Genomic DNA, 15,393 nt, shown 5'->3' with positions numbered 1-15,393 from the left:
TCAATCAGGAAAATAAAAATGAGACATCAACAAGGTGCTTCTTATATTGGGGTTTTATTTGCAATCGTGGGCTTTGCATTTCTTGCAAAAGTGGCGATTGCGGTGTGGGAACCATACTTCGATGATCGTATGGTAGATGGTGAGATTGAAGCGCTGTTGAAAAGTGCTCCAGCCAATATAACGCCAGAAAAATTCCGTCAACAGATGAGTCAGCGTTTAGACATGAATAATATTCGTGATCTGAAGTTTGACGAAATTGCCAAAGTCACCAATACCGATGGTTTACAGGTGCACAAGAATTATGAAATTCGTAAAAATTTCATAATGAATATCGATTTAGTGATGAAGTTTGAGAAAGAGTTTGATCAAAGCACAGTCAAAGCTAAATGATGAACGTCTTGCCAAACGGATCGGCTATCAGTTTAAACAGGCTGATTTGCTGAAACTGGCATTGACTCATCGTTCAGTCAGTCATAAACATAACTACGAGCGCCTGGAGTTTCTGGGCGATTCTCTTTTAGGGATGATCATTGCGAATTATCTTTTTAATGCCTATCCAAACGAAAACGAAGGCCGGTTGACGCGTATGCGTGCAACCCTGGTTCGTCAGGAAGCATTAGGAAAAATCGCCAATGATTTAAAATTGAGCCAGAATTTAATTCTCAGTACTGGTGAATTGAAATCTGGTGGTCATCATCGTGAGTCTATACTGGCAGATACAGTAGAAGCCATTATTGGCGCAATCTATGTCGACTGCGGTGATCTCACTGTGCTAGAACCGATTGTGTTAAAATGGTACGAGCCCTATTTAGATCATATTGAGCCGACAGATCAGCTTAAAGATCCTAAATCTCGCTTACAAGAGTATTTACAAGCACGTAAGAAACCTCTCCCAGTTTACGAGGTTGTAGATATTCAAGGTGATGCACCCAATCAGCATTTTAAAGTGGAATGCCAGATTGCGGGATTACCGACTATGCAAGGCGAAGGCGCGAGCCGGCGTTTTGCTGAACAAGCCGTTGCGGCGGATATTTTGAAACTTTTGGAGCATAAGTCTTAATGACTACTCATTCCGATCACATTGATGCTGATCACGAGTCGCAAAGCGACAGTCACGACCTTATTAGTCAATTTTTTAGTGCACAAGGCACCGAAATCCCATCAGATTATCGTAGTGGTTTTGTGGCCATTGTCGGTCGCCCGAATGTGGGTAAATCTACCTTAATGAACCATATTCTGGGTCAGAAGCTTTCAATTACTTCACGTAAACCGCAAACCACACGTCATAAAATTGTGGGGATTGATTCACGTGAAAAATCTCAGGCTGTATTTGTCGATACACCGGGGATGCATAAAAAAGAAGTCCGTGCCATCAATAAAATGATGAACCGTGCGGCACATTCGGCTTTACGCGATGTGAACCTGGTTTTATTCGTAGTGGATGCACAAAAGTGGACGCCAAACGATGATCTGGTTCTGGAAAAGCTAAAAAATGCTGAAATGCCAGTGATTCTAGTGATCAACAAGCTGGATACTTTTGAAAACAAGAATGAAGCTCTGCCGCTGATTCGTGAACGCGAAAAGCTGATGAACTTTGCGGAAATCGTACCGGTATCTGCACTTCGTGGTGCCAATCTTGAACATTTACGTGACACGATTGCCAAGTATCTTCCGTTCCAGCCACCACTGTATTCACTGGATCAACTGACCGATCGTTCAGAGCGTTTCCTGGCGTCTGAAATTATCCGTGAAAAGATCATGCGTCAGCTGGGTGAAGAGCTTCCATACGATTTGACCGTTCAGATCGAATCCTTCAAAACTGAAGAGCCGGTCTTGAATGAAAAAACCGGTCGTATGAAAGCAGCCTGTACCTATATTGATGCCACGATTTTTGTCGATCGTCCGAGCCAAAAAGCCATTGTGATTGGCGAAAAAGGTGTCAAACTGAAAAAAATCGGTATGGATGCGCGTCTCGACATGGAAAAAATGTTCGAGCAAAAAATAATGCTAACCCTTTGGGTGAAAGTCAAAGGTGGCTGGTCTGATGATGAGCGTGCATTAAAAAGCTTAGGTTATAGTGATATCTAAGCGATAAGTTTGATAAGACCTTTTAAGGAATTCCGTGATGATGAAAGTGTTGGCAGTGGTTGCATGTGTTTTATTTCTGCAAGGCTGTATTCATAAAGTGGTCACGGTTCCTGTTAAAGTGGCTTATAAAACCACAAAAGTCGCAGTCAAAGGCACTGCGGCTGTTGTGGGTGCAGTGATCCCGGATGGGGATGACGAAGAAGATGATAAAAAATCAAAAAAAGATAAGGATTAAAGTGCCCGCTTATGCGTAACGAAGTACTGCATGGTTATCTGATTCATCATCGTAAGTACCGTGAACGCAGTCATATTGTGCATTTATTTACCCAAGAATATGGCAGGGTAGATGGTATTCTCAGGCAAATGCCACCACCGCAATACCAGCCCATTCGCTTGCAAGCTTCAGGTAAATCCGAACTCAAAAATTTTACTAAACTGGAAATTGTTAATCAGCCGATTTTCTTTTTTGGCGATGCCTTTTTTTCAGGTTTTTATCTGAATGAAATTTTGCTGCGCTTATGCCCACTTGAAGTGGAAATGCCGCAAACCTTTGCTAAATATGCAGAGACCTTAACCGCATTGCAGCAATTATCCGCACAATCCAACCCGAATTTATATTTAAAACAGATCTTGCGCCAGTTTGAGCATGTTTTGCTGGAAGAGCTCGGTTATGGTCTGGATTTTTCGGTAGATGCCAATCAGGCGCAGATTGATCCACTACAGCACTATTATTTTCAGCTCAATGCCGGCTTTATGCCATCGGCTAAGGCCTTGCGCTCCACTATCTCCGGTCAACAGATTTTAAGCATGTTGATGTATGAAAATGGTGGGGATTTTAATCCGGAACAGTTACAATTACTGACGAAACTGTATCGACAGGTGATCACGGCTTTGCTCGGTGATCGACCATTAAAGAGTCGACAACTCTGGATTCAAAACTCTCAATCTCAATCGTAGTTAGGAAAAGATTATGGCTGCATTACTTGGTGTCAATATTGACCATGTCGCAACATTAAGACAAGCACGTGGTACGACGTACCCAGACCCAGTCAATGCTGCATTGATCTGCGAACAGGCAGGGGCAGAAGGTATTACCTTGCACTTGCGTGAAGACCGTCGTCACATTCAGGATGACGATGTACGTCGTATGCGGCCTGCGTTAAAAACCCGTATGAATCTTGAGTTGGCGGTAACGGATGAAATGGTCGCCTTTGCCAAGGAAATCAAGCCACAGCATGTTTGTTTTGTTCCTGAAAAACGTCAGGAAGTGACCACTGAAGGTGGTCTGGATGTCGTGGGTAATTTTGATGCTGTAAAAGCCGCGACTCAAGAGCTGGAAGCCATTGGTTGTGATGTATCTTTATTTATTGATGCCGATTTTGCACAAATTGATGCAGCAGTTGCTTGTGGTGCACCGACGATTGAGATTCACACAGGCGCCTATGCCGATGCAGAAACTCCAGAAGCGCAACAAGCGGAACTGGAACGCATTGTGAAAGGTGCTGAATATGCTGCATCTAAAGGTTTGGTGGTCAATGCAGGCCATGGTTTAAATCTGGATAACGTGACGCCGATTGCTGCGATTCCACAGATTCATGAGCTCAATATCGGTCATTCTTTAATTGCGGATGCGGTATTTGTTGGTCTGGCACAAGCGGTTCAGCAAATGAAAGCCGTGATTAAGTCAGCGCGTTAAGATTAGAGTAATTATGTCGAATATTAATTATGATGAACTGATGCAGCCGGTGATTGCTTTCCTCGGTTGTGAAACACCGCAAGCATGGCTGGATATGGCGGTCGAAAATCTTGAAATCTTGATGCAAGATCATGCCAACTGTGAAAAAAAAGCAGCCAGCACGGCCATGAACCTGATGTTTCGCTATAGCTATTTTGTTGATCTACAGGTGAAGCTTGCACAGCTGGTGCGTGAAGAAATGCTGCATTATGAGCAAGTGCTTGAATTGATGAACAAGCGCGGTCAGGCTTGGCAAAACTTGAGTGCAGGGCGTTATGCCGGTGGTTTGCGTAAGGAAATCCGGACTTTTGAACCTGAAGCCTTGATTGATGTCTTGGTGATTGGTGCCTTTGTAGAAGCGCGTTCCTGTGAGCGTTTTTACGCGCTTGCTTCGCGTGTTGATGATGAATTGGCACGTTACTACCGCTACCTGCTCAAGTCCGAATCTCGCCATTTTGAAGACTATCTGGCTTTGGCGATGGATGTGGCTACCACAGCGAAACTGAAAAATCCGAAAGAGGATATTCAGGAGCGAATCCTGCATATTCGTGAAGTTGAAAAACAGCTAATTCTCACGCCTGATGAAACTTTCCGTTTTCATAGCGGTGTTCCGGCTCAAGCGGCTTAATCTCGGTGACAGCTTAAAAATCCTCCATCTATGGGGGATTTTTTATATCTCGAAATTTTAAAAGAGGGGTATTTATATATCGAGTTTTATGAGGGATTGAAAATAATTATTTATTTTAAATATTTGAAAATAACAAGCCGTCAAATTTTAAGTAATAAAAAAGCCCACTTCATGATGAGTGGGCTTTCTTGAATTTGGCTCTCCAACCTGGGCTCGAACCAGGGACCTGCGGATTAACAGTCCGTCGCTCTACCGACTGAGCTATTGGAGAATCTGAAAGAGATTATAGAGAGATTTTGACAGGGGTCAAGCAAAAATTATCATATTTATTATAAATACAGCCTGTCTGTTTTTAATTTAGGCAATTGCATAAATTTCACGAAAAATACTTGTCAGAATAAATTTCACTTGCTAGATTAAAACCATAAAGTCGTTTGACCAAATGGTCAAACAGTGTGGATTTAAACCTACTTGCCAGCACAAAAATGGCTAAACCGGAGACAGCGAATGAATACGCTCAGCATCCCTCAAATTTTCTCTCAACTGGCTTATTATCAAGAAAACTATCTTCAGATTATTGCTGATCCTGCACAGTATTATATCCCGGTTAAAGACGCTCATATCACGCTATGGCCTTTGGCGCAAAAATCACTTTATTTAGGTGATTTGCTGCAATTATGGTTTGCAGAAAAATGGTTGGTAGAAACTGAAAGTCAATTTAACTTTGAAGTTTTCCTGAATGCAGACTATCTGAAAGAGCAAGGCAAAGACCTTTATATCTATGCCATTTCTGGCAATCTTTTGACGGGAACCAATCAGTCTAAAGCGTGGCAAGCCTCAACAACACAAACACAAGATGTGGAATTAGCCAATGTTTCCAAGCATTATTTTGAGTTTCAAGGCTTAACTCGACCACGCTTGTCATTTGTTAAAGCAGGGCAGGCGAAAAGTAATATTATTTAAATGAAGTGTCTGATGAATTGTACAGGCTACCAATATTCATTCAGTCCGAATAATCATACAGGTCGCAGTGGCATGAGCATACAGGCGACCTTCTTCATCCAGAATCTGACCTTCAGAAATACCTAAATTTCTACTGAGATTAATTGATTTTCCTACGGCTTTCAGTGGCTGATTCTGAGGTATGGGGCGGCACATCTTTACATTCAGATCAATGGTGCCATAACCGACACCTGCTTCAAGTAAAGTATGAATCGCGCAGCCTGTCACGGTATCCAAAACGGTTGCAGCAAAACCACCATGGACGCCGCCAAGCGGATTTAAATGTCGATGATCAGCTTTTACCTTAAATTCTACATGTCCGCTTTTAATCACTGCTGGTTGCATCGACATGGTTTCGCTAATACTTGGGGCCGGGATTTTTTCATCACGCATCGCTTCCAGTAATGCTAAACCGCTCATTTCTTTTGGGTTCATTGTAATTTTCCTGTCATTATTCTTGAGTTGTTGAGATTTAATTCAAAATTGTGACATCGATAATAGCAATCTGGTATAGGAATGGCGGATTATTTTGTAAGAAGTACATTGCCTGCACCTGAGTAAAGTCATTTTTATAAAAAATAAGAAATAGAATGAGTTATGGCAGGATACTGGTATACATTTCTAATGAAATATCTCAGATCTAAATAATCTGCCAAAAAACGAATCTTATAAAAGAATTAAAAATCGAGTGATAGGGTAATGAAAAAGTTTCTGCATCTTTAGGTGCCTATTTTTCTCAGTAATGCCATTATTATGCTCAGTAGTTTGTTCGACGTGATTTTTCTATCACATTTTTCACCTCAGCATGTGGCTGCATTGGCAGTCTGTTTGTCTGTTTATTCTTTGTGCTTTGTGACGGGTATTGGGGTGTTACAGGGCATGATGCAAGAACTGGCAGAAGCCAATGGGCGTCAGGATTATGCGGATATACAGCGTATTGTGAAGTAAAGTATTTTGATTGTACTGGTGATTTCCGCTGTTGCGATGTACTTGTTTAATCATGCGACTCCCTTACTTCATTTTTTAAAGGCAGATACGGCCTTACAGACATTGATTGTGCCATGTCTGTGGCTGTTGGCTTGGACGATTCCAGCGCATTTATTGTTGCGTATTTTATATATTTTAACCCAAGCCTGTGGGCAGGCTAAGCGCGTATTCTACGCCAATATGATCTATTTACTGCTCAAAGTGGCTTTGGCTTATGTCTTGATTTATGGCATTGAGGGTTATGTTAGAAGCTATGGGGTTGAGGGTGCATTCATGGCGCATTTGATTGTGCAGTGGGTACTGTTGTTTGTTTACTATTTTTTCTTCCTTGAGCAGAAGTTAAAGATCCAGTGGTCTGGTGTTTTCTTTCACTGGCAGACTTTGTTGAAAATTTTAAAAATTGGATTGCCCAATGCGGTGGTGACTTTTGTGGATGTATTTGCCATCAGCGCGATTGCTTTGCTGATCTTACCTTTGGGTGACATTGTAGTGAATGCACATCAGGTGATGCTTGGTTTATTGGGCCTGATGTTTATGTTGCCGATGTCGATGGCATCTGCCTTCGGTATTTTGGTGTCGACTCAAATTGGTGCGGAGCAGATTGATGCCGCATGGCAACTCAGTAAGCGGGCACTGATGGCTGTGATGCTAATAGCTATCGTTGTCGTGTTGACTATTTGGGGCTTAGATAGTTGGATTGTAGGGTTATTTAGCAATAATGCGCAGGTGATTACATTAGCCTTGGCATTGATCCTGTTAATGTGTTGGATGCATATCTTTGATGCGCTACTGGTGATTAGTTTGGCAATGCTACGTTGCTGGCGAGAAATTGTCAGACCGATGTTTATTTTTATCAGTACCGTGCTGGTCGTGGGCTTAGGTGGTGGTTGGTATGTGACGTATCATCCAATGACACTGTTCAATTGGCAAAGCAATGCATTGGGGATTCATGGTTTTTGGTGGATGTTGAGTATTGCGTACACGATTGCAGCAAGTCTATGTTTTGTTTGTTTGCTCATTAAATACTTGAGCTATAAGCGAATACGACTCACTGTTTAATACATGTTGAAGAACATAAAAAAACCCGCGAAATTCGCGGGTTTTTTTATCTAGGAAGCTAGATTATTTTGCAGCTTTTTCAGCTTCGATTGAAGCAATCGCAGCATCAACGCCTTCGATAGAATCAGCAGCTTTCTTGATACGAGCAAGGGCATCTACCAGTACTTCGTCAGCAGTAGCGTAAGAGATACGCATGAAACCGCCAAGACCGAATGCATCACCAGGAACCACTGCAACACCAGTTTCTTCCAGTAACCATGCAGAGAATTCTGTGCAAGACTTAAGACCTTTGGCACGAATCAACGGTTTGATGTTGGCATATGCATAGAATGCACCATCAGCAGGCAGGCAAGAAATACCGTGAATATCATTCAAGCCTTTCACAACCAAGTCATGGCGACGTTTGAATGCTTCAATCATTGGCTCAAGAACGTCTTGAGGACCATTCAATGCAGCTTCAGCAGCAACTTGCGAAATAGAAGTTGGGTTTGAAGTCGATTGAGACTGGATCTTCTTCATTGCACCAATCAGTTTAGCAGGGCCCGCTGCGTAGCCGATACGCCAGCCAGTCATTGCATAAGCTTTAGACACACCGTTTAACACAATCGTACGGTCATAAAGGTCTGGTGCAACTGTTGCGATGTTGTAGAACTCGTCATCCCAACGGATTGGTTCGTACATGTCATCAGATGCGATAAATACTTCTGGGTATTTACGCAGTACGTCAGCGAGCGCTTCAAGCTCAGCTTTAGTGTAGATCATGCCTGTTGGGTTAGACGGGCTGTTTAATACCACTAGACGAGTTTTGTCAGTGATTGCAGCTTCTAATTGTTCAGGGGTGATTTTGAAACGTTGTTCTTCACCACATTTCACAATAACAGGAACACCTTCAGCGATGATCACCATGTCCGGGTAGCTTACCCAGAATGGTGCTGGGATGATTACTTCATCACCTTTATTTAACAAAGCTAAAGCTAAGTTAAAGAATGATTGCTTACCACCACAAGAAACCAGAATCTGGTTTGCTGCATAGTCTAGGTTATTGTCGCGTTTGAATTTAGCAATAATGGCTTTTTTAAGACCTGGCGTACCGTCAACAGCGGTGTATTTGGTGAAACCGTTGTTAATCGCTGCAATTGCTGCATCTTTGATGTGTTGAGGGGTATCAAAATCTGGTTCACCTGCGCCCAAACCAATCACGTTATGACCTGCAGCTTTTAATTCAGCAGCTTTGTTGGTCACAGCAAGCGTAGGGGACGGTTTGATGGCATTCACACGATCAGAGAGACGTACGTCCACGGCAGTATTCCTTCTTATAGGGATTAAAAAATAAAAAGCACATTATCTTAGCCTAAAATGGTGCAGATAGGGCAAAAGAATTTGGAAAACTTTAAGGAAAAAATGGTGTATTGGCCGAACTTTATCTTGAATTTCGATCTGCTCGGAGCAGGAGAGAAGAGACTTGTTACATCTCGGTCATGCATATGAATGCATGAAATATAAAATAAAAATGGCCACTTTAAAGTGACCATTTTGTGTTGTTGATATTGTGGTTACGCACTAAAGCGTGACAAATCTTCGTCCGGGCGTGCGGTTAAAATTTCCGCGCCGGTTTTAGTCACCAGAATTGTATGTTCATATTGTGCTGACAATGAGTGATCTTTGGTGACCACTGTCCATTTATCACCGAGTAATTTGGTTTTCCAGTCACCGCCATTGACCATTGGTTCAATGGTAAAGGTCATACCTTCTTCAAGCACCATGCCAGTATCTGGTTGACCATAATGCAGCACTTGCGGTTCGTCATGGAAAGTTGTACCAATACCGTGACCACAATATTCACGTACCACGCCAAAACGCTCGGATTCAACATACTGCTGAATGGCATGACCAATATCGCCAATGGTTGAACCTGGTTTTACAGTTTCAATACCCCGGTACATGGCTTCTTGCGCTACCTTACATAGACGGTTGGCAAGGATCGTGGTTTCACCACCCACGATGTACATCATGTTGGTGTCACCATGATAGCCATCTTTAATCACGGTCACATCAATGTTCAGGATGTCCCCTTTTTTCAATTTTTTACTGTCTGATGGAATGCCGTGACACACCACATGGTTCACAGAAGTACAAATGGTATGTTGGAAGGCAGGTCGACCCGGTGCAGCGCCATAGCCTAAGCATGCAGGAATCGCCTGTTGTTGATTGACAATATAATCATGACAAATCGTATCAAGTTCCAGAGTGGTGACACCCGGAACAATATGCGGTTTGATCATATCCAAAACTTCTGCCGCCAGTCGCCCTGCCACACGCATTTTTTCAATTTCGTCAGAGGTTTTGATGAGTCGACGTGGAGCTTGGTAAGTGTTGTTCATGATCTCTAAAAACTTTTGGAAATTTGTGTGTGACTATGGTATAAATAGCCGCCCATTTTATCAAATGCTTTTTCGTGAATAAATTTCACGGGCTTTGTGCGATGAGGCAAAAAATCCGCACATATATCGACACATTACTCTGGGTGCCCTTTAGGGTGGAGAATGCGGGTATATGGAGGCCTAACCCAAACTTTAAGGTAAAGAAAATGGCAGATTACAACGTAAGCATGCGCGACCTTCTTCAAGCTGGCGCGCACTTTGGTCACCAAACTCGTTTCTGGAATCCAAAGATGCGTGATTACATCTTTGGTGCGCGTAACAAAATTCACATCATCAACCTTGAGCACACTGTTCCTGCGTTAAATGATGCTTTGAACTTTGCTAACAACTTGGCTAGCAAAAAGAACAAAGTTTTGTTCGTTGGTACTAAACGTGCAGCTTCTGCGATCATCCGTGAACAAGCTCAACGCGCTGGTCAACCATATGTAGATCACCGCTGGTTAGGTGGTATGTTGACGAACTGGAAAACACTTCGCCAATCTATCAACCGTTTAAAAGACCTTCAAACTCAATCTCAAGACGGTACTTTCGCTAAGCTGACTAAACGTGAAGCTCTAGAGCGTACTCGTGAGATGGAAAAACTTGAGCGTGGCTTAGGCGGCGTTAAAAACATGGGTGGTTTACCTGACGCATTATTCGTAATCGACGTTGATCACGAAGCGATTGCAATCAAAGAAGCGAAGAACCTTGGTATTCCTGTAATCGGTATCGTTGATACAAACTCTAACCCAGACAACGTAGACTACGTTATCCCGGGTAACGATGATGCGATCCGTGCAGTAACACTTTATGCTTCTGCTATGGCTGATGCGATTCTTGCTGGTAAAGAATATGCTCAATCACAAGCAAATGCACAAGCTAAAGCAGAAGAAGCTCCAGCTTCTGAGGCTTAATGCGTTTGACGCTAGCTTGTCATTTTTGCGACATGTGATGGTGGCAAAGTAAGCGTTATGTATGCAGGCGGCCCATGAGAACTCCTCTGGGCCGTTTCTGTTCTAAAAAGAATTCATTTTCTACCGAATTTAGGAGATAAACATGACTGCAGTTACAGCAAGCATGGTTAAAGAATTGCGCGATCGTACTGGTCTTGCAATGATGGAATGTAAAAAAGCTTTGACAGAAGCGGGCGGCGACGTTGAACTGGCGATCGACAACCTACGTAAATCTGGTCAAGCTAAAGCTGCTAAAAAAGCAGGTAACATTGCTGCTGACGGCGCAATCACGATTGCTCAAGACGGCAACAAAGCACTTCTTCTAGAAGTTAACTGTCAAACTGACTTCGTTGCAAAAGACGAAAACTTTGCTGGTTTCTCTGCGAAAGTTGCTGCTGCTGCACTTGCTGCAAACGTAACTGATCCTGCTCAAATTGCTGAATTGAAACTAGAAGATGGTGCAACTGTTGAAGAAGCGCGTATCGCTCTTGTTCAAAAGATCGGTGAAAACATCCAAGTACGTCGTGCGAAAATTGTTGAAGGCGAAAACCTTGCAGTTTACAAACACGGTCTTAAAATCGGTGTTGTTGTTTCTTACACTGGTGATGAAGCTACAGGTAAAGGCTTGGCAATGCACGTTGCTGCGTTCAACCCAGTTGCTGTAAATGCTGAAGGCGTTTCTGCTGAGCTTATCGCGAAAGAGAAAGAAATTGCTGAAGCGAAAGCACTTGAATCTGGCAAGCCAGCAAATATCGTTGAGAAGATGGTTGTAGGTTCTGTTGAGAAATACTTGAATGAAGTTGTGCTTGAGCGTCAAATGTACGTAATCGACAACGATAAGAAAGTTGCAGACGTTCTTAAAGCAACTGGTACTACAGTTGCAAACTTCGTTCGTTTCGAAGTTGGTGAAGGCATTGAGAAAAAAGCAGAAATGAGCTTCGCTGAAGAAGTTGCTGCTGCTCAAGCTGCTGCAAAATAATTCCTTAGGAATTAGAAAAAGCCCTATCTGATTGATGGGGCTTTTTTATGCTGGTCTATTCTTCATCAGCAATTCAAGAGCAGGATTTGGGTCTAGTGATAGAGCTTAGATCATGTATTCATCATTTAATAAAAAAGTTATAAAAAATGCCAAATAAAACCAATCTGGGCATCGGTGCAGTCATTGCATTGTTGATTGCTGCTTATCTGGGCCTGGATCAACAGCAATCCCAACCACTTATTCCATCCGCATCTGATGCTACAACTGAAACGCTTCATTCAGAGCCTAATTTAGTACCCTCTCAAACGACTGATGATCTGGACCGAATTGCACGGGCGTTTCAACAGCGCCAGAGTGATCTACAAGTGCGTTCAAGCGGGCAGGTGATTGCCGTTTTGCCAGATGATCATGAAGGATCGCGCCATCAAAAGTTTATCCTCGAATTACCAAATGGCCAAACTGTACTGGTTGCACATAATATCGATCTGGCACCGCGTATTCAGAGTATTCAAAAACAGGATCAGGTCGAGTTTTATGGAGAATATGAATACAGTGACAAGGGCGGGGTGATTCACTGGACGCATCATGACCCTGCGCGAAAACATGTCGATGGCTGGTTAAAACATCAAGGAAGAACCTATCAATAAGGTTCTTCCAATTGGATAAATCGAATATAGCGTTTAAACGCTCATAATTGCGCTGCTATGGCGTGATTTCCAGTTCGGTAGGATTTTACCTAAATATGCATCCATGCACCAAATTGGGCCAATGAGGAGGAATTGGAGGTCTTTGAAGAATGAAGGCTTTTTACCTTCCACTTTGTGCCCATAAAATTGGCCAATCCAAGCCAAGACAAACAGAGCAATAAAGAAACCGGTACCGACTGGTAGAATCCAGATGAGCCAGGCCATTACTAAAGTTAATACAGCCATCGCTACTGCCAAAACAAGATCCAGGCGTGCATAGAAGATAAAAGCCAAAACCAGTAGCAGGGTAGTCAGCAAAGCGCTGAAATGTGCCAGAATGCCAATAATCGAAAAATAGATGGTTGGTACGCAGACCCAGTGAATCAGCTTGTTGGTTTTATTTTGATGGCTGTAACTATATTCATCAAACCATTTAGATATTGTTTTCATTCTTCGCTCCATTCCATGAACATGTTTTGCTTATCTGGAAATATAAAGCAGAATCCGGATATGGTCAAAAGTTAATCATGCAGGTGAAGGGATTTTATTAGGCAGGATGAGCCTACCAAAATTTTCTTGAAAGAACTTTAAGATAGGGCTGAGCAGGAGCGTTTATATTCTTCTAGAAAATGAGCACAATAAAAAAAGCCACATTGCTGTGGCTTTTGTTAAATGTGTTGCAGGTCAAATCTTAAGAATTTGGGCCAGCGACACGTTCAATACTGACTTTTGCAGTACCGGCACTGGTAATACCTAACTGTTTCGCAGCACCGTAAGATAAATCAACAACACGGTTACCATGGAAAGGACCGCGGTCATTTACTTTAACCACGACGCTCTTGCCGTTATTGCGGTTAGTTACACGAATATAGCAGTTCAATGGCAGGCTACGATGAGCAGCAGTCATTGCGTTCATATCAAAGGTTTCACCGCTTGCAGTTTTACGGCCGTGGAATTGACGACCATACCAAGACGCTGTACCTGTCTGACTGAATTTACGTACAGTATTAGAAGCCACTGTATTCAGTTTTTCAATCACTGAAGGCTCTTCTGCAGGAAGTTCAATTTTCGCTGCAATGGTTTCACGGCGAACTTTATCGCCAGAACGCTCAGTGATTGAAAGGCTGTTCAAATTTGTGAAATTTGAATTGAAGCTTTGAGCTTCTTTATTGAGTACTCGCGTTGCAAGACGCGAATTGTCATTTTCATTGGTGAATGAAGATGACGGAACCATATCTGCCTGTGATTGCGTCAGCGTGACGATCGTGGCAATGGCCATAAAAGACTTCAAAATTGAAGAATGCATCGAATCAACTCCTAACAGCATATCTATTGGTTGTTCATAAATGGCTGAAAAACCATATAAACATGCCTGATATTTAACTTATGCAACTACATTTAACGAAATGGATAATATTCATGCCGACAATACCCTGTCTAGTGTTTAATTAAAATAGTTAAAAAAAGAACGCAAAATAAACAATGATTGATTAAAAAATAATCAATATTGTAACATGATATTAAAATTGCTTAAAATACGTACAAATTAACCTATAAAAATGTTGACTTTCATAATTTATATTAATTTTCAGTGTTAACGGCTGGTAATTTCGGTACCTAATAGCCACAAAGCAGTAGCATACATACGGCTACGATTATAAGTGGTAATCACTTGAAAATTTGGATAAGTGATGTAGTAAATCGAGCCATAATTCTCTTGTAATTGAATTACATTGACCAGATCCAGATCGTCAATTTTTACGATTGGATTCATTGGGCTGATGCCTTGCGTTTTTAACACACCATAAGGTATAGGTTGAGTCAGATCTTTGGCAATCACGGCATCGGGATTTGAACCGGTATAACGTGCCGGAAAGGCAATGGGCTGATTACGCTGCCAGCCGTGCTGTGCCAGATAGTTGGCAATCGAACCAATCGCATCTACCGCTGAGTTACGCAGGTCAATATGACCATTGCCATCGTAGTCCACGCCGAATTTTGGAATGTTGCTCGGCATAAACTGCGGATAGCCAACAGCGCCGGCATACGAACCCACCACAGAAGAGGTGGCAACACCATCTCTATACGACCAGGCAATTAAAGCAGCCAGTTCATCCTGAAAATACTGGGCACGACGTTCATAGCCAAACCCTAAGGTTGCTAGGGCATCACGAGTGACAAAAGAGCCCTTGTTGCTACCAAAACCGGTTTCTATACCTAAAATGCCCAGAATGATTGCCTGTGGTACACCAAACTGCTGTTCAGCACGGTTAAGCGTCTCTGCATATTGCTGTTTAAAGCGTACGCCGCGCTGAATGGTAGATTCAGCCAGGAAGTTAGTCTTATACGAATACCAAGGCTTACTTTCACCTGGGCGATTCATGATATTAATGATATTGGGCAGGTTACGCGTCCCGCTCATGGCGGAATCTACTTGCTGGGCACTCAGCCCATAACTCTGCATGGCGTTCTGCTTAAAAGCGGCATAAGAGGGGTGATATTGGAAATCGTTGGCCAGACTCAAACTGCTGAGACCGAATGCGGTAAGTGCGATTGAAAGCTGCTTAAACTTTTTATAAAAATCCGATTTCAACATCTTGCTACGATTTCCAGTTTTTTTGATGAGTTGCTGACGATGTCATTTGAATCATGCCATGAAAAAGATTGATAAAATTTTTTCAATCGTGAGACTTAAAGTGCCAGATTAAAGATAACATTCGGATGAATAAGAGACCTAGCCGCTTATACAAAAATAGCGATGGATTGGCTATTTTTACGGCAGTCTGTCTTATAGAGCCGCTTATCTGTAACAAGCTATTTCACTGATCATAAAAAAGCCTGACTGAAGTCAGGCTA

General features: G+C 42.4%; 19 protein-coding genes and 1 tRNA gene. 13 read left to right on the top strand and 7 right to left on the bottom strand.

Features of this window, described 5'->3' with window-relative positions; translation table 11 throughout:
- Positions 1 to 18: 18 nt before the first annotated feature.
- Genes F894_RS10540 through F894_RS10510 form a run of 7 tightly spaced genes read left to right on the top strand, consistent with a single transcriptional unit; the run spans position 19 to position 4,451 of the window.
- On the top strand, positions 19 to 390 hold the full coding sequence (locus F894_RS10540; RefSeq protein ID WP_005247510.1) for a DUF4845 domain-containing protein: 372 nt from the start codon (positions 19 to 21) through the stop codon (positions 388 to 390).
- Entirely contained in the window at positions 362 to 1,060 is a 699-nt protein-coding gene (rnc, locus tag F894_RS10535; RefSeq protein WP_005247509.1) for a ribonuclease III, read from the top strand. The genes F894_RS10540 and rnc overlap by 29 nt, the downstream gene beginning before the upstream one ends.
- On the top strand, positions 1,060 to 2,088 hold the full coding sequence (era, locus tag F894_RS10530) for a GTPase Era (RefSeq protein ID WP_004279061.1): 1,029 nt from the start codon (positions 1,060 to 1,062) through the stop codon (positions 2,086 to 2,088). Before rnc ends, era begins: the two co-directional genes overlap by 1 nt.
- A gap of 37 nt (positions 2,089 to 2,125) precedes the next feature.
- Complete coding sequence (locus F894_RS10525) at positions 2,126 to 2,323, top strand: NF038104 family lipoprotein (RefSeq protein WP_004645619.1); 198 nt, start codon at positions 2,126 to 2,128, stop codon at positions 2,321 to 2,323.
- An 11-nt stretch (positions 2,324 to 2,334) separates the two neighbouring features.
- Positions 2,335 to 3,045, top strand: a complete 711-nt coding sequence (recO, locus tag F894_RS10520; RefSeq protein ID WP_005247507.1) for a DNA repair protein RecO — start codon at positions 2,335 to 2,337, stop codon at positions 3,043 to 3,045.
- A 13-nt stretch (positions 3,046 to 3,058) separates the two neighbouring features.
- Positions 3,059 to 3,784, top strand: coding sequence for a pyridoxine 5'-phosphate synthase (pdxJ, locus tag F894_RS10515; RefSeq protein ID WP_005247505.1), 726 nt, complete (start codon positions 3,059 to 3,061; stop codon positions 3,782 to 3,784).
- A 13-nt stretch (positions 3,785 to 3,797) separates the two neighbouring features.
- Positions 3,798 to 4,451, top strand: coding sequence for a MiaE family protein (locus F894_RS10510; protein WP_005247503.1), 654 nt, complete (start codon positions 3,798 to 3,800; stop codon positions 4,449 to 4,451).
- A gap of 195 nt (positions 4,452 to 4,646) precedes the next feature.
- Here F894_RS10510 and F894_RS10505 read toward each other — a convergent pair.
- Positions 4,647 to 4,722, bottom strand: a tRNA-Asn gene (locus tag F894_RS10505).
- A 236-nt stretch (positions 4,723 to 4,958) separates the two neighbouring features.
- On the opposite strand from F894_RS10505, the gene F894_RS10500 reads away from it, so the two are divergent.
- On the top strand, positions 4,959 to 5,414 hold the full coding sequence (locus tag F894_RS10500) for a hypothetical protein (RefSeq protein ID WP_005247501.1): 456 nt from the start codon (positions 4,959 to 4,961) through the stop codon (positions 5,412 to 5,414).
- Positions 5,415 to 5,450: 36 nt separating this feature from the next.
- On the opposite strand, the gene F894_RS10495 is transcribed toward F894_RS10500, so the two are convergent.
- Entirely contained in the window at positions 5,451 to 5,888 is a 438-nt protein-coding gene (locus F894_RS10495) for a PaaI family thioesterase (RefSeq protein WP_005247499.1), read from the bottom strand.
- A gap of 288 nt (positions 5,889 to 6,176) precedes the next feature.
- Here F894_RS10495 and F894_RS15290 point away from each other — a divergent pair, with 288 nt between their 5' ends.
- Positions 6,177 to 6,401, top strand: a complete 225-nt coding sequence (locus F894_RS15290; protein WP_005247496.1) for an MATE family efflux transporter — start codon at positions 6,177 to 6,179, stop codon at positions 6,399 to 6,401.
- A gap of 6 nt (positions 6,402 to 6,407) precedes the next feature.
- Positions 6,408 to 7,499 carry an MATE family efflux transporter gene (locus F894_RS10490; protein ID WP_228128806.1) on the top strand — a complete coding sequence of 364 codons (1,092 nt, stop codon included), beginning with the start codon at positions 6,408 to 6,410 and terminating at the stop codon, positions 7,497 to 7,499.
- A gap of 63 nt (positions 7,500 to 7,562) precedes the next feature.
- On the opposite strand, the gene F894_RS10485 is transcribed toward F894_RS10490, so the two are convergent.
- Together F894_RS10485 and map are read right to left on the bottom strand one after the other, a co-directional pair.
- Positions 7,563 to 8,798 carry a pyridoxal phosphate-dependent aminotransferase gene (locus F894_RS10485; RefSeq protein ID WP_005103791.1) on the bottom strand — a complete coding sequence of 412 codons (1,236 nt, stop codon included), beginning with the start codon at positions 8,796 to 8,798 and terminating at the stop codon, positions 7,563 to 7,565.
- Between the two features lie 254 nt (positions 8,799 to 9,052).
- Positions 9,053 to 9,880: a type I methionyl aminopeptidase gene (map, locus tag F894_RS10480; RefSeq protein ID WP_004645609.1), complete on the bottom strand. Its 828-nt coding sequence runs from the start codon at positions 9,878 to 9,880 to the stop codon at positions 9,053 to 9,055.
- 206 nt (positions 9,881 to 10,086) lie between these two features.
- Here map and rpsB point away from each other — a divergent pair, with 206 nt between their 5' ends.
- The 3 genes from rpsB to F894_RS10465 all read left to right on the top strand — a co-directional run bounded on the left by rpsB (position 10,087) and on the right by F894_RS10465 (position 12,498).
- Positions 10,087 to 10,833, top strand: coding sequence for a 30S ribosomal protein S2 (gene rpsB, locus F894_RS10475; protein WP_004279050.1), 747 nt, complete (start codon positions 10,087 to 10,089; stop codon positions 10,831 to 10,833).
- Positions 10,834 to 10,975: 142 nt separating this feature from the next.
- Positions 10,976 to 11,851: a translation elongation factor Ts gene (gene tsf, locus F894_RS10470; protein WP_004279049.1), complete on the top strand. Its 876-nt coding sequence runs from the start codon at positions 10,976 to 10,978 to the stop codon at positions 11,849 to 11,851.
- 146 nt (positions 11,852 to 11,997) lie between these two features.
- Positions 11,998 to 12,498 carry a DUF3465 domain-containing protein gene (locus F894_RS10465; protein WP_005247491.1) on the top strand — a complete coding sequence of 167 codons (501 nt, stop codon included), beginning with the start codon at positions 11,998 to 12,000 and terminating at the stop codon, positions 12,496 to 12,498.
- Between the two features lie 33 nt (positions 12,499 to 12,531).
- Here the strand turns inward: F894_RS10465 and F894_RS10460 are convergent, their stop codons facing one another.
- From F894_RS10460 to mltB, 3 genes are all read right to left on the bottom strand, one after another.
- On the bottom strand, positions 12,532 to 12,987 hold the full coding sequence (locus F894_RS10460) for an Mpo1 family 2-hydroxy fatty acid dioxygenase (protein ID WP_005247489.1): 456 nt from the start codon (positions 12,985 to 12,987) through the stop codon (positions 12,532 to 12,534).
- Between the two features lie 241 nt (positions 12,988 to 13,228).
- Positions 13,229 to 13,843: a septal ring lytic transglycosylase RlpA family protein gene (locus tag F894_RS10455; RefSeq protein ID WP_004279046.1), complete on the bottom strand. Its 615-nt coding sequence runs from the start codon at positions 13,841 to 13,843 to the stop codon at positions 13,229 to 13,231.
- Positions 13,844 to 14,131: 288 nt separating this feature from the next.
- On the bottom strand, positions 14,132 to 15,133 hold the full coding sequence (mltB, locus tag F894_RS10450; protein WP_005247487.1) for a lytic murein transglycosylase B: 1,002 nt from the start codon (positions 15,131 to 15,133) through the stop codon (positions 14,132 to 14,134).
- Positions 15,134 to 15,393 lie beyond the last annotated feature (260 nt).

Origin of the sequence: Acinetobacter sp. CIP 51.11 (assembly GCF_000369665.1) — a bacterium.
GTDB classification, from domain to species: Bacteria; Pseudomonadota; Gammaproteobacteria; order Pseudomonadales; family Moraxellaceae; genus Acinetobacter; species Acinetobacter lwoffii_S.
Note: the sequence above shows the minus strand (reverse complement) of the source record. Positions and strands in the feature narration are given on the sequence as shown.